Genomic DNA, 23,422 nt, shown 5'->3' on the forward strand with positions numbered 1-23,422 from the left:
GGATACGAGCTAGTGATGACTTGTCGAATCAAGCTATCGATTCACCAGGCGAGCGGGAATAAACGCCCAGACTAAAAATGCCGCCAAAGTCAATGTGCCGGCAACCAAATACAAGCCTGAAGATAGCGTACCCGTCATACCTTTTAACCACCCGATGACCGTTGGGCTGACGAAGCCTGCGAGATTTGCTGTTGAATTGATCAATGCAATGCCGGCTGCAGCGCCTGCTCCTCCAAGAAACGAAGTTGGCAACGCCCAGAACATGGGCAAAGCACTGACGATGCCCATTGCCACCATCGTCAGTCCCACCACCGACATCACCGAGCTATGCGCCATATTGGCACACAGCACGAAACCACAAGCCGCAAAAAGCGCTGGAATAATCACATGCCAGCGTCGCTCTCGACGTTTATCCGCACTACGTCCCATCAGGATCATGCTGATGAGTGCGGCGGTATAGGGAATAACCGTCAGTACGCCAATGAGAGTTGGGTCCGTAATGCCGGTACCTTTAATGATGGTGGGCTGCCAGAAGCTAAGTGCGTACGAGCCCATTATTATGCAGAACAAGATGAGCGCCAGTAACCACACGCGGCCGGATTTAAATACCGCGCTCACCGAACCATGGGTCTTCACGTTGTCGTCAAGATCAATCTCGCGCTGGACAATCGCACGCTCTTCTTGGCTCAGCCATGCCGCATCGGCTACGCGATCATTCAAATGGCGAAACACAATGACGCCCAATAAAATACCTGGGATCGCCTCCAGGATGAACAACCACTGCCAGCCGTACATGCCCAGCACGCCAGCCATCGAGGTCATGATATAGCCGGACAACGGCCCTCCGAGCATCCCTGATACCGGATTCCCGGCGGTAAGCAACGCCACCATGCGACCGCGGCGATGTGCAGGGAACCAATATGTCAGATAGAGCAGCATGCCGGGATAAAAGCCCGCCTCTGCCACCCCCAGAAAAAATCGCACAACGTATAGTTGAAACGGCGTGCCAACCCAGGCAGTGCACATCGACAAGAGTGACCAGCTAATCATGATGCGGGCTATCCATCGGCGTGCGCCGAGCTTGTGCAGCAGCAGGTTGCTGGGCACCTCAAATAAAAAATAGCCGACAAAGAATACCCCGGCGCCCAGTCCATATATCGCCTCGCTAAACTGCAAATCGCTGACCATTTGTAGCTTGGCGAAACCTACGTTTACCCGGTCCAGATAGGCCATCACATAACAGATGAATAACAGCGGAATAAAACGCAAAGCTATCCGCTTATAGACCGCATCGGCGGAATCGGCGAGGTTGTCGCCGATCGCCGCATTGCTGATTGAGGGGTTCAAATTTGTCTCCGATAGTTATTAGTAGAATCTGCTGGCGCGTGCCACAGTTTCACTGATCCGCCATGTTGAATACAGCGGGTGCTATCGGGTTCAGACCAAAATATGTTTTGGGTTTGAACACTCGGAAACAAGGTTCTTTTCCTTGCAAGTGATGACGCTCACACCGATCTTGGGCGGCATTAAGTCTCCCAGTCGATGAGTTAGGATTTCACAGGTGAAGCGTTATTTTTGAAGCGGAAGTGCTGCCAGTCCGGCATTACCAAGTCGCGACAGATCGACGTTGTCGCTACTCGGTTTCGCGTCTTTTTATCGCTTGCACGGCGTCGTCCGTACAAGAAGAACTAGGGCAGTTTGAAATTATTCAGGTCGAAGGTCGGCAACGCATTCGGGCCCCTCGCCAAATAGTCAGGAGGGGCCGCACGGTCAATAGCTCTTGTAGGGAAGGAATTTTCCCGACAACACGACATTGACGCGATCGCCTTTGGGGTCGGCTTCACGCTGGATGTCCATTGAAAAATCGATTGCACTCATGATGCCGTCACCGAATTCTTCGTGGATCAATTCCTTGATCGTGGTGCCGTAGACGCTGACAATCTCATACCAGCGATACAACAGCGGGTCGGTCGGTACCGCCGTCGGCAGCGAGCCCTTGTAGGGCACCACCTGTAGCCAGGCAACCGCCTCGTCGGACAAGCCGAAAATCTCGCCGGCTCGTTCGGCTTGGGCCTTGTTGAAGGTCATCTGGCCCAGACAGCCGGCCGTTGTCCATTCCTTGCTCATGCCAATGGCCTCAGCCACTTGGTGCCATTTGATGCCTTTGCTGACTTTCGCTGACAGGATCATGCTGGTTACTTCATTGCGATCGGAAATCATAGATACCTCAAGAAATGTTCAAGGAAAAAAGACCCACCGGCGATGACACTGAAAATTAAAGGCCTAGCTCGGACAAACCCGGATGATCGTCGGGACGCCTTCCCAATGGCCAACGAAACTTGCGCTCCGCTTCCTTGATCGGCATATCGTTGATGCACGCGTAACGTTTTTGCATCAGGCCATCTTCGCCGAACTCCCAGTTTTCGTTGCCGTACGAGCGAAACCAGTTGCCGAAATCATCATGCCATTCGTACGCGTAGCGCACCGCAATCCGATTGCCTCCAAAGGCCCACAATTCTTTGATCAACCGGTAGTCCAGCTCTTTCTTCCACTTTCGATCAAGGAACGCTTGCGCTTCGTCGCGATTGTTCGCGAATTCCGCGCGGTTGCGCCACTTGGTGTCGAGTGAATAAGCCAGCGCTACCTTGGCAGCATCTCGCGAATTCCAACCGTCCTCGGCAAGGCGCACCTTTTTGATGGCCGTCTCAAGTGTGAACGGCGGAAGTGGCGGACGAAGATTGCTATCGGATGACATGAAAACCTCCAGATCGTGAGTGAGTTGATTGAAATTCGACGCCGGCGAAAGATCAAAGACCCAGCAATTTGCGAGCAACATTTTGCGCGCTCCGTGCCGACTCCTTATTGCCGGTTACTAACGCTACCGTAATTGCACCGTCGACCAGAACGAGGAGCTCCGAGGCCAGTTCTGTCGGATCTTCAACACGGCATTCTTCTGCAAGCTGCCGCAAGAAATTGAGCAACTTGATCTTATGTTCCTTCGCAACCGCGCGAATCGGGTCGTCTGCATCGCCTATTTCGCCCGCGGCATTGATGAATGCACAGCCCCTGAAATCAGCAGAGACAAACCACTTTTCAAGTACAGAAAACATCGAAAGCAGGCGCTCGGCGGGCGTGTTGGCTCGATTGGTCTCGTCGGTAAACCACTGCATCCAGCGTTCGTCGCGTCTTCTCAGCACTTCTGCGACCAATTCATCCTTGTTGAGGAAATACCGATAAATGCTTTTCCTCGCCACGCCCGAAGTCTTGACGATTAAATCCATTCCCGTCGCACAAATCCCGCCTGCGTAAATCAGGCGTTCAGTCGCCTCCAAGATTTTTTTCTGGGTTTCATTTGGGGAGATATCGTTCATGTGTTGGATGGTAGAACGAACGTTCTACCATCGTCAAGCATTTTCATCGCGCAAAGACGGCAATCCGGCAGTACGAGCCCTCGCAGCCCCACGCACAAAATCAGCATGGATCGCTTGCAAGCAACGGCGCGGCTTGCGGGATTTGATTGCTTCGTCTTTGAGTCAGGAGAAAGTTTGAGGGCGCACTGATCCAGCGCATTGGGAGTGCGTCAATCGGATTAGGCTGGCTCCAGGACATCAGGGCGCACATAGCGTCTGACGGTATTTGTGGAGATGCCAAGCACCTGGCGATCTCCCTCATGGAGACTTGATCACGAAGATGCCACGTCGATCAAGCCAAATACCTGACAATTGCAAAAGCAGGGAGGACTGCTTGCGGCGAATTAATCGGCTTGCGACTGAGACATCGCCAAACCAATCAATCCGCCAGGATTTTTCACCCGTGGGAAAGGCAAAAGTTACTGATTTTTCACAGCCATGCCGGCGTCATGCGCCTGCTGGTCTGCATGGTAGGAACTGCGCACCATCGCGCCTACGGCGGCGTGGGCGAAGCCCATCTTGTAGGCTTCTTCTTCGTACATCTTGAAGACGTCGGGATGCACGTAGCGGCGCACCGGCAGGTGATTCCCGCTTGGCATCAGGTACTGGCCGATGGTCAGCATGTCGACGTCGTGGGCGCGCATGTCGCGCATCACTTGCAGCACTTCTTCATCGGTTTCGCCGAGGCCGACCATGATGCCGGATTTGGTCGGGGTGTTCGGGTGCAGGGCCTTGAAGCGTTTCAGCAGGTTCAGCGAATATTCGTAATCCGAACCCGGGCGCGCTTCCTTGTACAGGCGCGGCGCGGTTTCCAGGTTGTGGTTCATCACGTCAGGCGGCGCCAGGTTGAGGATTTCCAGCGCACGGTCCATGCGGCCGCGGAAATCCGGCACCAGGATTTCGATGCGGGTGTTCGGCGACAATGCGCGCACGTGGCGGATGCATTCGGCAAAATGGCCGGCGCCACCGTCGCGCAAGTCGTCGCGGTCGACGCTGGTGATAACAACGTAGTTCAACTTCAGCGCGGCGATGGTCTTGGCCAGGTTTTCCGGCTCATTGACGTCGAGCGGATCAGGACGGCCGTGACCGACATCGCAGAACGGGCAGCGGCGGGTGCACTTGTCGCCCATGATCATAAAGGTGGCGGTGCCTTTGCCGAAGCACTCACCGATATTCGGGCAGCTGGCTTCTTCGCACACTGTCACCAGGTTGTTGGCGCGCAGGATGTCCTTGATTTCATAGAAGCGCGACGACGGCGATGCCGCCTTGACGCGGATCCAGTCCGGCTTCTGCAGGCGCTCGATCGGGATGATCTTGATCGGGATGCGCGAAGTCTTGCTGGCGCCCTTCTGCTTTTCGGACGGATTGTAGCCGGCAGCAGCAACGCCAGTTTCGGTTAGCAGCGACGAGGTGGTTTCGGTTGTCATGAAGGCATTTCCTTGCTGTGGCTAAATTGCGCCCTGGCGCACTCAGTTATTCAGTTGATTCGATTAATTCAGTTAAAACGGTCCATCAATTTGTGAGCAAGCGCTGACTGCACCTCTGAGAGAGCAGCATCAACGCCCAGTGTTTTCATATCGACTGTCGCCAGGCCTTCGTAGCCGCATGGATTGATCCACGAAAACGGCGTCAGGTCCATTGCCACATTGAGCGACACACCGTGGTAGGTGCAGCCGCTGGCTCGGACTTTCAAGCCGAGGGCGGCGATTTTCGCGCCTTGCCAGGCTCCGTCGGCGACATAGATGCCGGGCGCGCCGGGCTTGCGTTCACCGGCCAGATTATACGCTGCCAGCGTGTCAATCACCGCCTGCTCAATGCCTTGCACGAATTCGCGTACGAATAAACGCGCCGCCGGACGCTGGCGGCGCAGGTCCAGCAACAGGTAAATCACCACCTGGCCGGGACCGTGATAGGTCACCTCGCCACCGCGATCAGTCTGGATAACGGGGATGTCATGCGGCGCCAGCACATGGCTGCGATCGGCGCCCAGGCCCAGCGTAAACACCGGCGGATGCTCGACGATCCATAACTGATCGGGCGTATCGACGCTGCGCGCATCGGTAAAGGCGCGCATCGCGTCAAAACTGGCCTGGTACGATTCAAGGCCGCGTTGAATAATCTGGGGGCGTTGCCGAAGATCGGGAGAAATGGATTGCTGCGTACTGGACATAGTTGCCAGTGTACCGAAAATCAGCGCCCGGCGTGCGGAACCGGGCGCTTCGTCAGGCTGCAAGCGGCGCCAGCAAAGCCTCTGGAGATTGCCATCCTGGCAATTTACTGATGCGTTTCAGCCAAGCGGCGACATGCGGCGGCAGCGTGACTTTGGCGTCGTCGGCCCAGAACAGGTAGCCGCACAGGGAAAAATCGGCAATGGTTGGCTGCTCGTCCAGGATAAAGCTGCGGCCGTCGGACAATTCCGTCTCCAGCCGAGCGATATCAAGATCGAAACGTTGTTGCAGCCAGGCCACGGCGCCGGGCGGAAATTCACCTGTTGCGGCAAAGCTGCGCGCATAACGCAACTGCGGCAGGCACATGCCTAGCCGGTTGGCCTCCCAGAACAGCCACTCGCGTACACGCGCCATGCGTGAAGCCGATTCGGCGCCAAAACGGCCGGTGTGCTCGGCCAAATGGTAGAGAATCGCATCCGATTGCACATACGGCTGGCCATCATGCACCAGCAAAGGCACTTCGCCGAAGCGCGACAAGCTGCGGAACGGTTCCGGCCGCAGGTGGCGCGGCTGGTCGATATCGATTGCGTGATAAGTGTGGGCAATGCCGCCGACCGCCAGCATCAGGGCGATCTTGTAGACGTGCCCTGAACTGGCGTTACCGTAAAACGCGATCCCGTCTTGCATATTCGCTATCGAATCAGCAAGTAACTGGAGCGCCGCGCTTGCTAGTCGCAGGCGTGCTGAAACCGGCGCGGGCGCTGGACGATGGCAGGCGGGTCGACAGTTGCTGGACTTGCACCAGGCTGCTGCCCTTGTCGGCTTCGATAACGATGTGGCTATCGGCAGCCACATTCAGGAATTGACCGGCCGACAACCAATAGTCATCGCCCTGCCCGGCTACCGTCACCCACACACGGCCGCGCATGATTTGCAGCGTTTGCGCCACTGGGGCTGTCACCGACACGGCTTGGCCGGCGCCGATGGTCAACGATTCATTAGCTAATAATTTTCTCATGATGTCACTCCTTGGAACTGCTGGTATATTGATGGCTATATCTGCTGCAAAGCCCTTGATATAGACATTTCTCGTTTCTATGTGGCTATTTTAGGCAGTCGGTGAGGATTAACAAAACGAGTAATTTTCCCTCCACTTGATAGTTTTATTCACAAAAGATGGCTGACCTTCGCAAACTGCCAAATCTCTCTGCGCTACGCGCCTTCGAGGCTGCCGCGCGCAGTGACAGTTTTTCCCGTGCGGCCGAAGAAATCTTCGTGACGCCGGGGGCGATCAGCCACCAGATCCGGGCGCTGGAGCTGGAATTGGGGGTGCCGTTGTTTATGCGCAACGGCAAGCGCATTACCATCACGGCCCAGGGCCAGCGCTTCGCCGCCATCATCCGCAAATCGCTGAATGAAATTGCGATTGCCGCCGAAGCACTGAAACTCGACGCCACACAGAAGCGCATCACCATTTCGGCGCTGCCCTCGTTTGCCGCGCGCTGGCTGGCGCCGCGGCTGTGGAAGTTCATCGACCTGCATCCCGATACCGAAGTCGTGCTGCAATCGAGCAACCACCTCAATGACCTTGAGCGAGAGCCGATCGACGTCGGCCTGCGCTACGGCCTGGGCAACTATCCCGGCCTGGTGGTGGAAAAACTCATGGATGATTTTTATTATCCGGTGGCCAGCCCGCAATACCGCGGCGGCAAGTTGCCGAAGACGCCGCAGGAACTGGAGCAGTGCAGCTTGCTGCGGATGGATACCGAATCGTCCTGGCTGCCTTGGTTCGAGGCCGCCGGCGTCGACCTGGTGGAGCCGACCGGCGGGCTGCTGATCGAGGATGCCTCGATGCTGCTGCGTTCGGCTTCGGATGGTTTGGGAATCGCGCTGACGCGGCACGCGCTGGCGCTGCAGGAAATCGCTTCGGGTGAACTGGTGCGCTTGTTCGACGTCGTCGCGCGCTGCCCCTTATCCTATTATTTCGCCTGCACCAAGGAAGCGATGGACAAGCCGCAGGTGCAGGCTTTCCATCGCTGGCTGACGGCTGAGGTCCGCAATTTCAAGGCGCAAAGCGAATGGCCCGGGGAACCCGAGCCTTGAGGCAAGACACAAGCTGAATTTACAGCACCATCTTGACCATCGGATGGGAAGACAAGGCGCGGTACAAATTGTCCAGCTGCTCACGGTGGACGGCGTACACGTTCGCCGTCAGGCCGGTGTAATTGCCCTTCGACGACGGCCTCACTTCCAGCTTGTCGATGTGGAAAGTAGGATCGTGCTGCTTCACCACGCCGACGATGGTCTCGACGAAAGCGTCATGCGTCGGTCCCATGATCTTGATGGGGAATACGCTTGGATATTCGATCAGGCTGTCTGCGGGATCGATGGGCTTGGTCAGGTCGGTCATGGTCTTTTACTCTTTAGTGATGTTGCAAGCAGCCAGTTTACTCCCCTAGCGGGATTCTGCAAGAACGGCTTGTCCAAATAGAAACAGGGTGGAAAGGCATTGCTGCCCCCACCCTGCTATCTTTCCTGCCACGCTACCCGACAACTTTCTGCGGTCAGGCTGCCTTGGCTTGCTGATAGGCCTCGTATAACTGCTTGTATATGGGGCCAGGCGCGCCATTTCCAATAGCCTTGCCATCGATCGACACCACCGGCAACACTTCCTTGGTGGCCGACGACAGCAGCACTTCATCGGCGCCGAACACTTCTTCGCGGGCGATGCGGCGCGCTTCGAACGGAATGCCGCCGGCGGCGCACAATTCCTCGATCAGGCGGTAGCGGATGCCTTCCAGGATCAAATTATCCTTGGGCGGCGCCATCAGCTTGCCATTCTTGACGATCCAGACATTCGACGAGGAGGCCTCAGTCAACCAGCCATCGCGGAACTGAATCGCTTCCACCACGCCATGCTCAGCCGCGTTCTGTGCCGCCAGCACGTTGCCGAGCAGCGAGATCGACTTGATTTCGCAATGCAGCCAGCGCTGGTCTTCCATCGACACACATGGCACGCCACTGGCGCGCAAAGCTGCACTTGGCAACACCAGCGGATTGGTCATGATGAATACGGTCGGCGTCAGCGCTTCCTTCGGGAACGCGTGGGCGCGCTTGGCAACGCCGCGCGTGACGTGGATGTAGACCATCTGGTCGTCCGCCGGATGGGCGTCAATCACGCCCTGGATCAGTTTCATCCACTGTTCCTTGTCATGCGGATTTGGAATACTGATTTTCGCCAGGCTGCGGAACAGGCGCGCCAGATGGTGCTCGGCGCGGAATAACTTGCGTGCATAGATAGGAATCACTTCATACACGCCGTCGCCGAAAATGAAGCCGCGGTCGAGGACGGGGATGCGCGCTTCGGACAGCGGAGTCATGCTGCCATTGAGATAGACCAGCGGGTCTTGCATGATCGGATTCCTAAAAAAGTAGAGAGGTCAATTCTGGCACAGCGCCGCTGCGCCCGGTATGCAAAAAAAGTATGTGTTACGGCTGCTGTTGTCACTTTTTCGATCGCGTAAGTATTTTCCTGCGACAATCTGTCGCATGGGCGGCAACCGCTCCCGGCCGTAGAATTCCATGATTTTGGAGTCCTTCGGTGAGCCGCATTTCCGCATCAGTCCACACCTCCCTGCCGCCCATGCGCTCAGTAGCCGTTGCCGTCTTTGCCGCCTGCAACCTGGCCGGCATGGCCGACGCGTCGGCGCAACAAACCCCGCATGAGACGACACTGGATACGGTGCATGTAACGGCCACACGCGATCTGCCCAATGCACAATTGCTGCTCGATGCAGTCGGCTCGACCGGCAGCCGGCTCGGCCTGACCTTGCGCGACACACCGGCCAGCGTCAGTATCGTCGACCGCGCCACGATCGATGCACGCGGCGCCGCCGACACCCAGGAAATCCTCAAAGGCGTACCCGGCATCACCGCTTCCTCGCCGCCCGGCAGCGCCGGCTTCGTATCCTATCGCGGCTTCAGCGGTAGCCAGATCACGCAGCTGTTCAACGGCATCACCGTGCAATACGATACCATCGCCGCGCGGCCAGTCGACAGCTGGATCTACGACCGCGTTGAAGCAGTCGGCGGCGCATCAAGCTTCCTGTACGGCGCCGGCGCAGTTGGCGGTGCGATCAACTACATCACCAAATTGGCGAATCGCGATGGCGACAAGACTCAACTGTTCGGCAGCTACGGTTCGTTCAATTCTTCGGTGGCGGCATTCGGCCTGAACCGCAAGCTGAACGACAACCAGGGACTGGCCAACTACCTGCGCATCGACGCCAGCCGCGCCGCCAGCAACGGCTATGTCGATGGCGAGACGCGGCGCGCCTATAACGTCGCGCTGTCGCTGCTGACCGATTTCACGCCGAACCTGTCGCACACGCTGGCTTACGAGTACCAGAAAGAAAACGTCGACCGGCCCTACTGGGGCACGCCATTGCTGAATCCGCTCGGCGGCAGCGGTCGCATCGACAGCGGCATCCGCTTCAAGAACTACAATGCCAGCGACGCCGTGTATCAGCAGAACGTGCAGTGGCTGCGCTCGATACTCGACTATCGTTTAGCGCCGGGCACCACCATCAAGAACACCCTCTATCGCTATACCGCACAGCGCGATTTCCGCAACGTCGAGGAATATCGCTACACCGCCGACAACAGCGCGATTGTGCGCTCGGCGGCGCTGCTGCAACGGCACGACCAGGAGTTGATCGGCGACCGTCTTGAAGTGCAGCACGAGGGGCGTCTCGGCCAGTTGCAATCCGACTGGGCCGGCGGCATCGACTACAGCGTCAACCGCACCACCCGCTTCCCGCGTTCACTGCCGGGGCCGGTCAGCACTGTCGATCCGTACGATTTCACGACCGGATCGTTTTTCGATATTCCCGGCATGACGCCAGGCTTCGTGCCCGACAAGACCAACCGCGTCAGCACTTTCTCTGCCTTCCTCGAAAACCGCACCCGCTTGTTGCCGAACCTGTCGCTGGTGAGCGGCTTGCGCCACGATGAAATCACGCTGGAAGTGAACAACCAGCGCGCCGTCAGCGCCAGCAATCCAGCCTATTTCAAACGCAACTACGCGCCAACCACCGGGCGCGCCGGGCTGGTGCTGGATATCACGCCGCATGCCAACGTCTACATTCAGTACAGCACCGCCGCCGATCCGCCGGCCGGTATCCTGAGCACCGCCAGCCTCGGTCAACTGCGCGATTTCAACCTGAGCACCGGACGCCAGCTGGAAATCGGCAGCAAGCTCGATTTCTGGAATGGGCGCGGCAACGCCACGCTGGCGGCTTACTCCATCAAGCGCAAGAACCTGGCAGTGGCCGATCCCAATAATCCGACCATGACCCTGCCGGTCGGCGCGCAATCGTCGAAAGGCATCGAACTGGCGTTCGGCCTGCGGCCGCTGGATGCGCTGCGGATCCAGGGCAACCTGGCGCTGGTTGATGCGCAATACGACGAGTTCAATGAGAATGTCGCCGGCGTCAGCGTCTCGCGCGCTGGCAAGCGCCCCACCAACACGCCGGCGCGGGTCGCCAATCTTTGGCTCGACTACCGCCCGCTGCCGGATTGGAGCGTCGGCGCCGATGCGCGCTATGTGTCGTCGGTCTACGCCAATAACGCCAACACCATCAGTGCGCCGTCCTATACGATCTTCGGCGCCAGCCTCACTTATCGGCTGCAAAAGAACAGCAGCGTGGCATTGCGCGTCAAAAACCTGACCGACAAGCTGTACGCCGACAACATCACCAGCACGCCGATGTATTACCTTGGCGCGCCGCGCAGCGTGGAACTGGCGCTGAGCTACGACCTGTGACCGAGACCGCGCGATACCGATGAAACGCTACCTGTATCTGCTGCACCGCTGGCTCGGCGTCAGCCTGTGCCTGTTCATGGCGCTCTGGTTTTTCAGCGGCGTGGTGATGATGTATGTCGGCTATCCGAAACTGACTGTAGCGCAACGCCTGGCCCACCTGCCCGACCTCGGTAATCCGGCCGTCGTTCCGCTGGCGTTGGCGGCGCGCGCGGTGCCGCCCGAAGCGAACGTAAGCTCGATCACATTGACCAGCGTAGCCGGCAAACCGCAATACCAGTTCGGCACCCTGTCCGCCACGCGACAACGCGGTATCGTCGCAGTCGATGCGCTCAGCGGCGCAAAATTGCAACGCGTTTCGGCGGACGACGCATTGCGCGCGGCGCACGCGTTCATGCCGGACGCGGCGGCGCAGTATCGCGATGCGGTCAACGAAGATAGCTGGAGCCATTCGCGCTCGCTGGACCTGCATCGCCCCTTGCATCGGGTGCAGATGGACGATCCGGCGCACACCCTGCTCTATGTTTCGTCGGCCACCGGCGACGTCGTGCGCGTGGCTACCCGCAGCGAGCGCCTGTGGAATTTCGCCGGCGCCTGGTTGCATTGGCTGTACATGTTTCGCGGCGGCCCGCTGGATGGCGCCTGGACCGGCATCGTGATTTACCTCTCGCTGGCCGGCGTGCTGCTGGCCGTCAGCGGCAGCGTGGTGGGATTGCTGCGCTGGCGTTTTCGTGGTCGCTTCCGCTCCGGCAGCAAGACCCCTTATCGCGAACCGGTAATGCGCTGGCACCACTTGAGCGGCCTGCTGTTTGGCACACTCGCCATCACCTGGATCTTCAGTGGCTTGATGTCGATGAATCCCTGGAAAATGTTCAACGCCGACGCTGCACCGCTGGACCGTACCGCCTATGCCGGCGGCACACTGCAGCCCGCGCAATTCCAGCTTCAGGCAAGCGATGCATTGTCTGCCTTGCGCGGCGATCTGCAGGCGCGTGAAATCGGCTGGCATCGACTGGCCGGCCAGGCTTATCTGGTAGCGACCGATGGCAATGGCCGCACACGCATCGTGCGCGGTGCCGGGCAAGCGCCGCTTGATATTTTTCCGACGCCACAACTGCTGGACGCGGCGCAGCACCTGTCCGCAGCGCCGATTGCCGAAACCAGCGTGCTGGAGCGTTACGACAATTACTATTACGACCGCGACAACCACACCATGATGGGCGATGCAGCCCGCCGCCTGCCACTGCTGCGCGTCAAGTTCGCCGATGCGCAGCAGACATGGGTGCATATCGATCCGTACAGCGGCAACGTTGTCGGCCAGTTGGACCAGCGCCAACGCCTGCAGCGCTGGCTGTTTTCTTTCCTCCACAGTTGGGACCTGCCGCCGCTGCTGGCCAGCCGGCCGTTGTGGGACATTGCCATGATCCTGTTCAGCATCGGCGGCCTGTTGTTGAGTGCGACCGGGATCGTGATTGCAGTACGTCGCTGCCGCGTCGGATGAAATCGGCGCGATGCGGTAGCATGTGCGTACTTTAACTTCGAGGAGCGGCAACGCTCCTCCTAAGCATCGACCATGACCACCGAACTTACCCGCTGCGCCTGGGCCAATCCCGCCAATCCGCGCTACCTGGCCTATCACGATCAGGAATGGGGCCAGCCCTGCCACGATGAAGTACAACTGTTCGAAATGCTGAACCTGGAAGGGGCGCAGGCCGGCCTCAGCTGGGAAACCATCCTCAACAAGCGCGACAACTACCGGCGCGCGTTCGACAACTGGGACGCCAAGAAAATCGCCCGCTACGACCAGGACAAGGTGGCTGCTCTGCTGGCCGATGCCGGCATCGTCCGCAATCGCCTGAAAGTTGCCGCCACCATCACCAATGCCCAGGCTTATCTGCGCCTGAAAGCGGAGTTGGGCGGACTGGATGCCTATCTATGGGCTTTCGTCGACGGTGAGCCGATCCAGAACCAGTGGACATTACTGGGCGGCAATCCCGCCAAGACGCCACTGTCGGACCGGATTTCCAAGGATCTGTCCAAGCGCGGCTTCAAATTCGTCGGCTCCACCATCATCTACGCCTACATGCAGGCGATCGGCATGGTCAACGACCATTGTGTCGAGTGTTTCAGGCACCAGGCTGTCAAGGAATAGCCGCGGGAGCCGTTCCCGGAGTAATTGTGCACTGAAGCGGTTGTGAGCGGTCACACAGGGTATCATCGCGCCATTCCGCGGCGCTAACGGGGTTGTGATGCGATTGTTGCCACCAGGCCCCATCGCAGCCGCCCCACCATCCTGCCTCGCTCGCGTCCACTTCAGTACCCTCACCCCAGGAATCCCCATGACCACCGAAAGCTTCATTGCGGGCAAAGATGCCTCGCTCGAATCGTCCATCAGTGCGATGCAATCCAGGCTGGACAAGCTCGGCTTCCATATTGAAGAACGCTCGTGGCTGCACCCTGTCGATGGCGTCTGGTCGGTGCATATCCGCGACCGCGACTGCCCGCTGCTGTTCACCAATGGCAAAGGCGTGTCGGAACAAGCTTCACGCGCCAGCGCGCTGGGCGAATTCTTTGAGCGCCTGTCCTGCAATTATTTCTGGAACCACTACTACCTGGGTGAAAAGAACGCCGACGCCGCGTTTGTGCATTACCCGCGCGAACAGTGGTTCAAGCTCAACGATGACGACGAAAGCTGGCCAACCGGCTTGCTGACGCCGGAGCTGCAAAAGTTCTACAACCCCGAAGGCACGGTCGACGCCACCGCCCTGGTCGATTACAACTCGGGCAATGAGGAACGCGGCATCTGCGCGATTCCCTACCTGCGCGAGCGCGACGGCGCCACGGTCTGGTTCCCTGTCAACGTCATCGGCAACCTGTATGTCAGCAACGGCATGTCGGCCGGGAATACCCCCGCCGAAGCGCGCACCCAGGCGCTCTCGGAAATCTTCGAACGCGCCGTCAAGTTCCGCATCATCCAGGAAGGCTTGTGCCTGCCGGACGTGCCGCATGAAGTGATCGATCGCTACCCGCGCATCGCCGCCGGCATCCGCGACTTGCGCGCCGCCGGCTTCGGCATTCTGGTGAAAGACGCATCGCTGGGCGGCAAGTACCCGGTCATCAACGTGACCCTGCTCAATCCGCGCGACCAGGGTTGCTTCTCCAGCTTCGGCGCCCACCCGCGTTTCGAAATCGCGCTGGAACGCGCGCTGACCGAACTGCTGCAAGGCCGCGCGCTGGATGCGCTGGACGGCTTCCCCGAACCGGGTTTCGACCTCGAAGAAATCGCCCATTCGCAAAACCTGGAAATCCACTTCGTCGATTCGAGCGGCATCATCAGCTGGAATTTCCTGCGCGCCACGCCGGATTTCGTGTTCAGCGACTGGAATTTCAGCAGCACCACGGCCGAAGACTACGCCTGGTCGGTGGCCGCCATCCACGCTACCGGCCACGATATCTACATCGCCGATTTCAGCCACCTGGGCGTGTACGCCTGCCGCATCCTGGTGCCTGGCATGTCGGAAATCTATCCGGTGGAAGACCTGGAATGGGACAACAACAGCGCCGGCAACGACATCCGCGAAGCGATCCTGTACCTGACCGACCTCGATGACGATGAATGTGTCGACTTGCTGGAAACCTTGAATGAACTAGGCCTGGCCGACCAGCGTCCGGTAGCGGCCCTGATTGGCCTGGCGGCCGATGCCGACTCATTGTGGAAAGAGTTGCGCGTCGGTGAACTGAAGACACTGCTGGCGCTGGCCATTGGCGATCTCGACGCGGTGCGTGAAGGCTGCGACTGGATCCGCCATTTCAACCAGATCAGCACCGAGCGCCTGCTGGTATACCGCTGCATCGAAAGCCTGATCGCCCTAGGCGATGCCTCTGCCTATGCCGAGTCGCTGCAACACCTGTACGGCGCAGCCACCTTGCAACAAGCTAAAGCGTTGTTGAACCGCGAACAGCGTTTCTTCGGCTTGAATGCGCCTGGCCTGAACCTGGCAGGCTGCGATATACACCAGCGCCTGCTGGCGGCCTATGCCAAGCTGAACGCCGCTAAACTGGCATAATGCGGCAGCGGACGGCTAGGAGCGGTTGTCGGCCAGTATCTGGGCCACGGCGCCGGTCAGTTGCTCGACCAGTTCCGGATCCATGTATTGGTATTCATCCGGAATATCCAGCACATGGATCGGCTTGTGTTCCAATAGGCGTCCAAATTCAGCCTTGATCCGGTTCTTGTGCTTGCTCTCCATGACGAGGATCAGGTCTGCCCAGGCAATATCGGCGGCGCTGATCTTGTGACGCGCATTCGGGCGGGTTCCCGCCGAGCGGGCCTGGATGCCCGGCTGGCGCCGCCAGACCTGCTCACCGGTGGGGCTGCGCCACTGGTTGCGGCTACAGACAAAGAGTAATTTGGTCATCGTGCTTGGTTATTGAGCTTGGTCATTTTTCGATTTGCCGTTGCCGGCAATTCATTTGTTTTTTTGATTTTATTTGATTTAACAACATGGTACAGGGGACGCCGCTCTTTTCGTCCTTGTACCATTCTGCTACATTTTCGCCATGCCTAAACTGACCCTAGACCGAATCCTGCAATCGCAGGGCTTCGGCAGCCGCAAATACTGCCGCGAATTAATTGAAGATGGCGAAGTCGCCATCAACGGCGAAGTCGTGACCGACTACAAAGCCGTCCCCGATACCGAGGGCCTGGTGTTCACGCTGTTCGATGAAGAATGGACCTATCGCGAGCACGTCTATATCGTGCTCAACAAGCCGTCCGATATCGAATGTTCACGCAAACCGAGCCATCATCCCGGCGTGCTGAGCATCCTGCCGGAACAGTTCAGCTGGCGCGATGTGCAGCCGGTCGGCCGGCTCGACCACGACACCACCGGACTGCTGCTGATGTCGGACGACGGCAGCTTCATCCACGCCCAATCGTCGCCGAAACGCCATGTGCCGAAGCTGTATGTCGCCACCACGCATGATCCGGTGACCGAAGAACTGGTGCAAAGCCTGCTGGCCGGCGTCAAATTGCACGATGAGCCACAAACCCTGGCCGCCGTCAGCTGCCGCAAGGTGGGCGAGCATGAAGTCGAAATCGTGCTGGAGCAGGGCAAATACCATCAGGTCAAGCGCATGCTGGTCGCCGCCGGCAACCATTGCACCGCCTTGCGCCGCACTGCGATTGGCGGCCTGACGCTGGATTCATTGGAGCTGGAATTAGGCGAATGGATTTACCTGGAGCCGGAGCACCTGGCGTTGCTGGTACCGGCGTAGGGTGGGCACATCGTGCCCACGCGTGAACTTACTCCACGCAGATGCCCCCTTCGGTATGACATATGCGACCTTGAATAAGGCTGATAAAGCTTCGCCATTTTTATACGCCTGATCCAGTAGATTAGGTTGTAGCGGCCAACACAACGGATCTTGAGATGGCGGTCATGCCAGTTATGGTTTGTTGCTCCTGCAGGGTTAACGGCGTGGCGCGGAAACCGCAAGCCGCGAAACTTATCAATAGGCATGCTATGCCGCCTATTTTTGACGGTTACATCTAATCGATCTACGCCAGCTTTCGGCGTTCTGAACGATCGTGGTGATCGCCCGCAGGGTACTGCGTCTAGTGACCTGTCAAAACGCGCCGGGACGAGGCCGCAAAGTTCGCGATATAACGTCCCAGAATGCCATCGCCTCACCCACACTCAGCGAAGCTTTCTCCACGTTGGTGACTCCCGTTTCTTTATCTTGCGTGTACTTGCTTGATGCACCGTTATCCATCTCCAGCGTCACAGCGGGGGTTTTGGTACTGCCAATCGTGGTGTTTGCTTCCAGCCTGAAACGATGTCCCGCTATGTTTTTGGGTAGCTGAGGCATGGACACCAGCCATTCTTCGGCCTTCAGCCCAGGCAAATCCACCACGCCTTTGCGCAGCGTCTTTATATCGTCAGATTGGGAAATAACCGCATTGATTTCATCGCCACGCTGCAACAGTGACTTTCTATCAGCAATATTCGTATCTGTTCTAAATTCAAACGTCACGTCAGGCGTCTGAGACAATGTAAAGACCCGCTCTATCTCTTCATCGTCCTCAGTTTTTCCTGACACAAAACCACCTTTAAAACAAAATCCCGGTTCGCTTGGAATCTCATCTTCTTCACGACCGCTAATTCTTTGCAACAAGGCGAAGACCGCGTAGGTATGGTCAAAGACGTTATTGATTGGCTTGTACGGTCTCGGATTCTGACGGACATCTACCGATGTTTCTTCGTCTATCGCGGATACTTCTACCTTGATCAATTTGCCGCTGTTCCACTTATAGGCCTCGATTATTTTTTCGACATCTGTGAGTGGATGGTCTCGCAGATGAATAAAGTAGCGCGATCCTTCATCCCATGCCTTACCGTTGGCCGACAAGAAAGTCCAGCCAGGTTGAGTCTTTTTAGCTTTCAGTTCTTTTTCGCGGGCGGCGATGGTCTCCACATACTTTTCCTGCAACATTGGATGCGCTTCCACCACGATGCCTTGTACTTTGGTTCGCCATTCATCGGCGAATGCATCAGCGGGGATATCAATCAGATAGCGGCCGACACAACGTGTCTTGAGATTGGCGGTCATCTCGCTCACGGTGTGCTTCTCTTGCGGTGTTAACGGCGTAGCGCGGTAACCGCAGGCTGTCAAACTTATCAATAGACACGCCACTCCGCCTATTTTTGATGGTTGCATTTAATCTATGTACTCCGGCCTTCGGCGTTCTGGGCGATCTTGCTGATCGCCCACAGTGTAAAGCGTCAGTCGTCTGTCAAAACGCGCCGGGACGAGGCCGCAAAGTTCGCGATATAACGTCCCAGAATGCCAACGCCTCACTCGTACTCAGGGAGGCTTTCTCCACGTTGGTGACTCCCGTTTCTTTATCTTTCGTGTAATCGCTTGATTCTCCATTGTGCATTTCCAAGTTCACACCAGGCGTTTTTGTACTGCCAATCGTGGTGTTGGCTTCCAGGAAAAAACTATTTCCCGCGATGTATTTCGGCGGCTGGGATGCTGCCATTAACCATTCTTCGGCTTTCAGGCCAGGCAAATCCACCACGCCTTTGCGCAGTGTTTTGGCTGTGTCATCTTGAGAAATAACCGCGTTGATTTGATCGCTGCGCTGCAATAGCGATTTTTCATCGCCAATGGACGTATATGTTGTAAATCCCAACGTCACGTCAGGTGTTTTACGCAACGCGAAGTAACGGCTGATTTCCTCATCGTCCCCAGTTTTTCCTGATACAAAACCACCGCTAAAACAAAATCCCGGTTCGCTTGGAATCTCATCTTCTTCACGACCGCGAATTCTTTGCAACAAGGCGAAGACCGCATAGGTATTATCAAAGACCGTGTCTTTAGTTTTTATCTTGGTTGGATGCTGGCGAAAGTAGACCGAATTCGAATAATCGTTTGCCGATGTTTCTACTTTGATTAATTTGCCGTTGTGCCACTTATACGCCTCGATCACCTGCCCTGCATCGGTGGGTGCAGTATCTGGTAAATGAATAAAGTAGCGTGATCCTTCGTCCCATGCCTTGCCGTTGGCTGACAGGAAGGTCCAGCCAGGTTGGGTCTTTCTCGCTTTTAATTCCTGTTCGCGGGCGGCGATGGTCTCCACATACTTTTCCTGCGACATTGGATGCGCTTCCACCACGATGCCTTGTACTTTAGTTTGTCCGCGATCTGTTAATACATCGTCCGGCAGATCGACCAAGTAGCGTCCGATGCAACGGGTTTTGAGATTGGAGGTCATGTCGTTCATAGTTTGTTGCTCCTGCGGGGTTAATGGCGTGGCGCGGTAACCGCAAGCTGCCAAACTTATCAATAGACATGCCACACTTCCTATTTTTGATGGCTGCATTTAATCGATGTACTCCAAAGAGGTGCCTTTGACGTTCTGGGCGATCTTGGTGATCGCCCACAGGGCAAAGCGTCGCGTAGCGTCTGGCACGTACGCTGGTTCATGCTCAACGCCGCGATAAGGCACACATGCTTTCACGTTGTTGCTGGAAGCAGGAGCTTTGCCTGAGCGCATGGGTACAGTGCCGTCGCCGGGTTCTTCCGGCGCAGCGAGATGAAATCGGATGTTTGTCGATTTTCTATATGTCTCCCCTCTTGGAGGCGTAGTTGGCGCTCGTGCAAATTCGCGCGGGAGGTCGTCATTAAATATCGATGAGGAATTTCTCCATGAAATATCGCCATACGCTTTGTGCATATCGCTTGCGCCATAAAAAGCGTAGGTCTGCGGATGATATTTGCCGCGCATATCCGTGTGAAATTTCGCAACACGCTGAATAATGGTTGTTTCAAACGTCGCCCAATCTTTCTCTAGCATTTCCTTTGCCGGATCGAGCGGATTAATCAGTTTGTCGTCGACCAGACCCCACCAAGCCTGACGTTCAGTATAGATTTCGCTGTAGGGGTCGTCTTTTGGCAAGCTCATTGTCTTGTTGCCATCCTTGATTTTAAGCCAACCCATACCGTATTCTGGACTTGGCAATAATTGCAAGGGGCCGGGAGCGCTGCTCAATACGGCCGTCACTTTTTCGGCATCGCTGCCGGCGACAAGGCCGGTCGTTCCTTCTATGCCCAATTTCATTCGTTTGTAAATGGCGGCGGCGCCGATGGTGGGCATCACGCCATGCACGATACCGAGCACCTTTTCCCGCAAGCCAAACGCCGTGTAGTCCGTGTCCTGACTTAACACTTCCGAGTAATAGCGTGCGACCAGGCCGCCCATCGAATGCGTCACCAGGATCACCTTCTCACAACGAAATCCGAGTTTGATGTAATGACTCACAAATTCCTGGATCTTGGCGTGTAAGTGTTTGGCTGAATCGTCATTACCTTGCAGCCAGTTGTAACCCACCGCATGGACCGGGAAGCGGTATTTATAAGACAAGCCGACTTCTTCGTGCGTCAAGGTTTCAACGCCCGGTGCTTGCGCCACCAGTTGATTGACCAGTTCAGAGCGCACCCCGGTTTTGCAAGTATCAAAATCGTTGAGCGCATTTTCCAGCCACACCAACGATTCACCATAGCTCATGTAAGACACGGTTCCCCAACCTCGCCGGCGCAATTCGCTTTTGTCATGCATGGTGCCAGTCGGGATGATGCCGCCGTCATGGACTTTTGTGTTTTTCGGATCGAGAATCATCTTGCGAGCCTTTGCACCCTTCAACGTCCAGTCTTCCGCCATCTGCTTCGCGCTGTCCAGCAGCCACACTGCTTTACCCTCCAGTGTAGATAAATTAGACCCCATCACTCCCGGCACAAAGATCACTGGAATAACCCGCGTTGGGATCATGTAGCACAGTGCAACGCTGTCGTCGGGCGGTGACGAGACGGAGTGAAATGAGACATGCCCGTCTTTGTCATAAGTGGGAGGGATAATTCTCTGAGTCGTTGCCATATGTCGTTCCGGGTTTTGTTCGTTGCATCTCTCTCAGCATGTCCGTGCTGGCAAGCATCTGCTGCGGCCGGCATGGAAGCATGCGGTCAAGATTCTTTGTCTATGTGTAGCTGCATATTTTCTGCAAACAAACTCTTTTGCAAATTGGTATCGCCTTGCGCCGCCGTCTTCCCGCGGATGACGGTGTCGTCGCCGCGCGCAAGCGTGAAACTTCTGTTGCGAACAGGCTCGTCGCTATAGGGCCATTTCAGCGTGTATTGCTCATCAAAATTTGCATGTGGCAGGGCATTCAATGCTTGCGCTTGCGTCGTTGCGCCTGACTTGGCCCAGTGCGCACATTTCTCATTGATGTCGCCGGGCGTACCGTATTCAATGCCTTCTGGCACGATTTTGATATAAGAGCCGCCTGCGCCGATCCAGATTTCTTTTTGGGCTGAGAGTATGAGTTTTCCATCCACGGTAGTGACTGTCAGATCTTTCAAGGCCGTCAAGGCCATGTCATCGCTTTGCGCCTGAATCTCTACTTTGCCTTTGGCGGCAAAGAGTTTCATGCCGAGCTTCTGGGCAAACAATGAAACTGCCTCACCTGCAGCAACGGTGAATTTCTTCATCACGCCAATATCGGCGTTGCCGCCGGCGGTGGCGATCAGGTTGTCCGCTGCGCTCATCTGCAAATGACTGCCAGACGTCAATGCGATACCTGCCGGTGCGCTTATCACTATTCCGGCTTGCTTGAGTTGTTTCAGCGTGTCCTCGAAGAGTGCTTTTTGTTTGTTGTACTCGGCTTCATTCGCCTTGGCAGCCTTGGCGATGTCGGCTAGCGCTTGGGTATGTGCCAGCGCCTGGGTTAATCGCTCGGTGGCCGCCTGCATGTCGAGCTGCTGGCCATTGGCTTTGGGTTGCGCATCAGCCGACAGGAACAAGCCATTGCCGGCGCGGACGCTGCCCCAGCCATCGGTGCGCAGTTCAAGCCCCTCGCCACGCTTCTGCTTCTTGGCGTCAACCAGATGGCCCAGATTGAGCTGGCTCTTGTCGTGCTCGGTGGCCAGCTTGATGTGTTCCTGACCTTCCCAATCTTCGAGGCGCAATTTATTGTTGCTCTGGGTGCGGATTTCATTGCGACTCATCCAGCGATCCTGATTGGTGATCAGATCGCTGTTGTGGCTGTCGTGCATGGCATGCGCGATATAGGGGCGGTCCGGATCGCCATCGTGGAAGCCGACGGCCACTTCGGTGCCATCCAATAGCGGGAAATGGAAGCCGGTTTGCAGGCTACCAGCAAACGGTTTTGCCAACCGCATCCAGCAACTATTCAACCCGGCGGTCCGCGCATCGCGATCAAAGTCGAACTGCACCATGTAATCGCCGCCATTGTTCATGTAGGCATACGGGTAGTTGCCTGGCGAGGCAATCCGCGCACTGACGGTGCCGGGGATTTTTGGCCACTCGGCTTCATTGAGCGGCAGGCGATATATGCGATCGGACGGGATCGCACTGTAACTATTGTGGTAGGCCGCATCCCGTGCGCCGTGATGCGTGACCTTGGTGATCAGTTGGCCGTATTCGGCATCCGGCAGGACTTTATTGGTGATGCGGAATACCGCGCCCGGCACCAGGCCGAGTACATTGCTTTTACCGAGATAGATAATTTGCGCCGCCAGGGCGGCTTCGTGGCGCAGGCGCCCTTCCCACTCGGCCTGATCGGCATCCAAATGCAGTGTGCCCCAGGCATACGATTGACCGTAGGTGGTCTTGTCGTTGCGCGCCAGGTTGGTTTCCGTTTCTACCTTCGCTGGCGCGGCAAGACGGTTGTAGTCCCTGACCAAAATCGATTGCGGGATGCTGGTGATGTGGGTCTCAAGCGCTTGCACCGATTCGGCGCCAACACTCTCCAGCCCTGCCGTGTCGCCCATCGAGGCGCTCAAGGCAGGTTGGCGGCGGTAGTGGGTAAAGTCATCACCGAAATGCACGACCTCGCCCCATTCGCCGGCATCGATGCGGAACCAGATGCCGCTACGGCGGCACAGACGTTGAATGAACGCCAGATCGGATTCTTGCCATTGGGTGACGATCGGGCGCTTTTCGTATTGGCGCAACAGGGTGAAACTGAAATTGCTGCTGTCGCCGGCGAAACCATGTTCGCGCAGGATGCTTTCGATAATCTGCGGGAAGGTCTGCTCTAAAAACAGGCGGCAACGGGTGACATTGCGCAGCAGGGCCAGGCGTGACTCCAGGATGACCTGATAGGTGGTGACGTCCTGGTTGCTGTCGATCTGGTTGAAGCCGGTGATAACGCCTTGTATCTTGCGACCGGCGCCCAAGGCCGGCAGCCCTGGCAAGGCCGGTGGGCTGATGGAAAAGCTTGCCGGCACACCGTGGAAACTGGCGCGCGGCAAATCAGGCTGCGGATGGGTTAAACGAATCACGAAGCGGTTCGGCTGGCCTAGTTCTTCAGTGCCTTCAAAACTGACCACGCTCAATGCTTTGGCCAGCGCGCCGGCGCGCCTTACTTCGAGATGATAGGGCTGCTGGACAGGTATTCCAAGTGATGAGATCCAATCGCGTGCTTCTTGCCCCATGTTTT

General features: G+C 57.1%; 21 protein-coding genes. 6 read left to right on the forward strand and 15 right to left on the reverse strand.

Annotated features, from left to right (window positions below; all coding sequences use genetic code 11):
• Nucleotides 1-33: 33 nt before the first annotated feature.
• From ACIPF8_RS15085 to ACIPF8_RS15120, 8 genes are all read right to left on the reverse strand, one after another.
• On the reverse strand, nt 34-1,347 hold the full coding sequence (locus ACIPF8_RS15085) for an MFS transporter (RefSeq protein WP_400422326.1): 1,314 nt from the start codon (nt 1,345-1,347) through the stop codon (nt 34-36).
• A gap of 423 nt (nt 1,348-1,770) precedes the next feature.
• On the reverse strand, nt 1,771-2,220 hold the full coding sequence (gene cynS, locus ACIPF8_RS15090; RefSeq protein WP_400422329.1) for a cyanase: 450 nt from the start codon (nt 2,218-2,220) through the stop codon (nt 1,771-1,773).
• Between the two features lie 55 nt (nt 2,221-2,275).
• On the reverse strand, nt 2,276-2,755 hold the full coding sequence (locus tag ACIPF8_RS15095) for a DUF1348 family protein (RefSeq protein WP_400422332.1): 480 nt from the start codon (nt 2,753-2,755) through the stop codon (nt 2,276-2,278).
• 52 nt (nt 2,756-2,807) lie between these two features.
• Nucleotides 2,808-3,371, reverse strand: a complete 564-nt coding sequence (locus tag ACIPF8_RS15100; RefSeq protein ID WP_400422335.1) for a TetR/AcrR family transcriptional regulator — start codon at nt 3,369-3,371, stop codon at nt 2,808-2,810.
• Nucleotides 3,372-3,829: 458 nt separating this feature from the next.
• Entirely contained in the window at nt 3,830-4,837 is a 1,008-nt protein-coding gene (lipA, locus tag ACIPF8_RS15105; RefSeq protein WP_400422337.1) for a lipoyl synthase, read from the reverse strand.
• A 68-nt stretch (nt 4,838-4,905) separates the two neighbouring features.
• Complete coding sequence (lipB, locus tag ACIPF8_RS15110; protein ID WP_400422457.1) at nt 4,906-5,580, reverse strand: lipoyl(octanoyl) transferase LipB; 675 nt, start codon at nt 5,578-5,580, stop codon at nt 4,906-4,908.
• Nucleotides 5,581-5,632: 52 nt separating this feature from the next.
• Nucleotides 5,633-6,265, reverse strand: coding sequence for a glutathione S-transferase family protein (locus ACIPF8_RS15115; protein WP_400422338.1), 633 nt, complete (start codon nt 6,263-6,265; stop codon nt 5,633-5,635).
• A gap of 13 nt (nt 6,266-6,278) precedes the next feature.
• Complete coding sequence (locus ACIPF8_RS15120) at nt 6,279-6,596, reverse strand: DUF2917 domain-containing protein (RefSeq protein WP_400422341.1); 318 nt, start codon at nt 6,594-6,596, stop codon at nt 6,279-6,281.
• 158 nt (nt 6,597-6,754) lie between these two features.
• On the opposite strand from ACIPF8_RS15120, the gene gcvA reads away from it, so the two are divergent.
• Nucleotides 6,755-7,681 carry a transcriptional regulator GcvA gene (gene gcvA, locus ACIPF8_RS15125; protein WP_400422344.1) on the forward strand — a complete coding sequence of 309 codons (927 nt, stop codon included), beginning with the start codon at nt 6,755-6,757 and terminating at the stop codon, nt 7,679-7,681.
• A 19-nt stretch (nt 7,682-7,700) separates the two neighbouring features.
• Here the strand turns inward: gcvA and ACIPF8_RS15130 are convergent, their stop codons facing one another.
• Both ACIPF8_RS15130 and ACIPF8_RS15135 read right to left on the reverse strand, forming a co-directional pair.
• Nucleotides 7,701-7,988 carry a DUF493 family protein gene (locus tag ACIPF8_RS15130; protein ID WP_061534922.1) on the reverse strand — a complete coding sequence of 96 codons (288 nt, stop codon included), beginning with the start codon at nt 7,986-7,988 and terminating at the stop codon, nt 7,701-7,703.
• A gap of 154 nt (nt 7,989-8,142) precedes the next feature.
• Nucleotides 8,143-8,991, reverse strand: a complete 849-nt coding sequence (locus tag ACIPF8_RS15135) for a D-amino acid aminotransferase (protein ID WP_400422347.1) — start codon at nt 8,989-8,991, stop codon at nt 8,143-8,145.
• A gap of 230 nt (nt 8,992-9,221) precedes the next feature.
• Here ACIPF8_RS15135 and ACIPF8_RS15140 point away from each other — a divergent pair, with 230 nt between their 5' ends.
• From ACIPF8_RS15140 to ycaO, 4 genes are all read left to right on the forward strand, one after another.
• Nucleotides 9,222-11,402 (forward strand): TonB-dependent receptor, encoded by a 2,181-nt coding sequence (locus ACIPF8_RS15140; protein WP_400422459.1) that lies wholly within the window; start codon nt 9,222-9,224, stop codon nt 11,400-11,402.
• Nucleotides 11,403-11,421: 19 nt separating this feature from the next.
• Nucleotides 11,422-12,900 (forward strand): PepSY domain-containing protein, encoded by a 1,479-nt coding sequence (locus ACIPF8_RS15145; protein WP_400422349.1) that lies wholly within the window; start codon nt 11,422-11,424, stop codon nt 12,898-12,900.
• 72 nt (nt 12,901-12,972) lie between these two features.
• A complete protein-coding gene (locus ACIPF8_RS15150; protein ID WP_400422352.1) occupies nt 12,973-13,551 on the forward strand; it encodes a DNA-3-methyladenine glycosylase I in 579 nt (192 codons plus the stop codon).
• A gap of 187 nt (nt 13,552-13,738) precedes the next feature.
• Nucleotides 13,739-15,466 (forward strand): 30S ribosomal protein S12 methylthiotransferase accessory factor YcaO, encoded by a 1,728-nt coding sequence (ycaO, locus tag ACIPF8_RS15155; protein WP_400422355.1) that lies wholly within the window; start codon nt 13,739-13,741, stop codon nt 15,464-15,466.
• A 15-nt stretch (nt 15,467-15,481) separates the two neighbouring features.
• Here the strand turns inward: ycaO and ACIPF8_RS15160 are convergent, their stop codons facing one another.
• A complete protein-coding gene (locus tag ACIPF8_RS15160; RefSeq protein ID WP_400422358.1) occupies nt 15,482-15,817 on the reverse strand; it encodes a low molecular weight protein tyrosine phosphatase family protein in 336 nt (111 codons plus the stop codon).
• Between the two features lie 142 nt (nt 15,818-15,959).
• Between ACIPF8_RS15160 and ACIPF8_RS15165 the strand changes: the two genes are divergently transcribed.
• A complete protein-coding gene (locus ACIPF8_RS15165; RefSeq protein WP_400422361.1) occupies nt 15,960-16,676 on the forward strand; it encodes a pseudouridine synthase in 717 nt (238 codons plus the stop codon).
• A 351-nt stretch (nt 16,677-17,027) separates the two neighbouring features.
• Here ACIPF8_RS15165 and ACIPF8_RS15170 read toward each other — a convergent pair whose 3' ends face one another.
• From ACIPF8_RS15170 to ACIPF8_RS15185, 4 genes are all read right to left on the reverse strand, one after another.
• A complete protein-coding gene (locus ACIPF8_RS15170; RefSeq protein ID WP_400422462.1) occupies nt 17,028-18,011 on the reverse strand; it encodes a T6SS immunity protein Tli4 family protein in 984 nt (327 codons plus the stop codon).
• Nucleotides 18,012-18,195: 184 nt separating this feature from the next.
• Nucleotides 18,196-19,188, reverse strand: coding sequence for a T6SS immunity protein Tli4 family protein (locus ACIPF8_RS15175; RefSeq protein ID WP_400422364.1), 993 nt, complete (start codon nt 19,186-19,188; stop codon nt 18,196-18,198).
• Nucleotides 19,189-19,287: 99 nt separating this feature from the next.
• Nucleotides 19,288-20,838 (reverse strand): lipase family alpha/beta hydrolase, encoded by a 1,551-nt coding sequence (locus tag ACIPF8_RS15180; protein WP_400422367.1) that lies wholly within the window; start codon nt 20,836-20,838, stop codon nt 19,288-19,290.
• Between the two features lie 86 nt (nt 20,839-20,924).
• Nucleotides 20,925-23,417: a type VI secretion system Vgr family protein gene (locus ACIPF8_RS15185; protein WP_400422369.1), complete on the reverse strand. Its 2,493-nt coding sequence runs from the start codon at nt 23,415-23,417 to the stop codon at nt 20,925-20,927.
• Between the last annotated feature and the right edge of the window lie 5 nt (nt 23,418-23,422).

The sequence above is a fragment of the Collimonas sp. NPDC087041 genome, from assembly GCF_044745265.1.
Taxonomy (GTDB): domain Bacteria; phylum Pseudomonadota; class Gammaproteobacteria; order Burkholderiales; family Burkholderiaceae_D; genus Collimonas.

What these genes read in the sequence shown, in the direction of transcription:
- ACIPF8_RS15100 (WP_400422335.1), bottom strand. Translation starts at nt 3,371, where the DNA reads ATGAACGATATCTCCCCAAATGAAACCCAGAAAAAAATCTTGGAGGCG.
- ACIPF8_RS15115 (WP_400422338.1), bottom strand. Translation starts at nt 6,265, where the DNA reads ATGCAAGACGGGATCGCGTTTTACGGTAACGCCAGTTCAGGGCACGTC.
- gcvA (WP_400422344.1), top strand. Translation starts at nt 6,755, where the DNA reads ATGGCTGACCTTCGCAAACTGCCAAATCTCTCTGCGCTACGCGCCTTC.
- ycaO (WP_400422355.1), top strand. Translation starts at nt 13,739, where the DNA reads ATGACCACCGAAAGCTTCATTGCGGGCAAAGATGCCTCGCTCGAATCG.
- lipA (WP_400422337.1), bottom strand. Translation starts at nt 4,837, where the DNA reads ATGACAACCGAAACCACCTCGTCGCTGCTAACCGAAACTGGCGTTGCT.
- ACIPF8_RS15180 (WP_400422367.1), bottom strand. Translation starts at nt 20,838, where the DNA reads ATGGCAACGACTCAGAGAATTATCCCTCCCACTTATGACAAAGACGGG.
- ACIPF8_RS15150 (WP_400422352.1), top strand. Translation starts at nt 12,973, where the DNA reads ATGACCACCGAACTTACCCGCTGCGCCTGGGCCAATCCCGCCAATCCG.
- ACIPF8_RS15160 (WP_400422358.1), bottom strand. Translation starts at nt 15,817, where the DNA reads ATGACCAAATTACTCTTTGTCTGTAGCCGCAACCAGTGGCGCAGCCCC.
- ACIPF8_RS15095 (WP_400422332.1), bottom strand. Translation starts at nt 2,755, where the DNA reads ATGTCATCCGATAGCAATCTTCGTCCGCCACTTCCGCCGTTCACACTT.
- ACIPF8_RS15120 (WP_400422341.1), bottom strand. Translation starts at nt 6,596, where the DNA reads ATGAGAAAATTATTAGCTAATGAATCGTTGACCATCGGCGCCGGCCAA.
- ACIPF8_RS15185 (WP_400422369.1), bottom strand. Translation starts at nt 23,417, where the DNA reads ATGGGGCAAGAAGCACGCGATTGGATCTCATCACTTGGAATACCTGTC.
- ACIPF8_RS15135 (WP_400422347.1), bottom strand. Translation starts at nt 8,991, where the DNA reads ATGCAAGACCCGCTGGTCTATCTCAATGGCAGCATGACTCCGCTGTCC.
- ACIPF8_RS15140 (WP_400422459.1), top strand. Translation starts at nt 9,222, where the DNA reads ATGCGCTCAGTAGCCGTTGCCGTCTTTGCCGCCTGCAACCTGGCCGGC.
- ACIPF8_RS15130 (WP_061534922.1), bottom strand. Translation starts at nt 7,988, where the DNA reads ATGACCGACCTGACCAAGCCCATCGATCCCGCAGACAGCCTGATCGAA.
- lipB (WP_400422457.1), bottom strand. Translation starts at nt 5,580, where the DNA reads ATGTCCAGTACGCAGCAATCCATTTCTCCCGATCTTCGGCAACGCCCC.
- cynS (WP_400422329.1), bottom strand. Translation starts at nt 2,220, where the DNA reads ATGATTTCCGATCGCAATGAAGTAACCAGCATGATCCTGTCAGCGAAA.
- ACIPF8_RS15145 (WP_400422349.1), top strand. Translation starts at nt 11,422, where the DNA reads ATGAAACGCTACCTGTATCTGCTGCACCGCTGGCTCGGCGTCAGCCTG.
- ACIPF8_RS15170 (WP_400422462.1), bottom strand. Translation starts at nt 18,011, where the DNA reads ATGACCGCCAATCTCAAGACACGTTGTGTCGGCCGCTATCTGATTGAT.
- ACIPF8_RS15165 (WP_400422361.1), top strand. Translation starts at nt 15,960, where the DNA reads ATGCCTAAACTGACCCTAGACCGAATCCTGCAATCGCAGGGCTTCGGC.
- ACIPF8_RS15175 (WP_400422364.1), bottom strand. Translation starts at nt 19,188, where the DNA reads ATGAACGACATGACCTCCAATCTCAAAACCCGTTGCATCGGACGCTAC.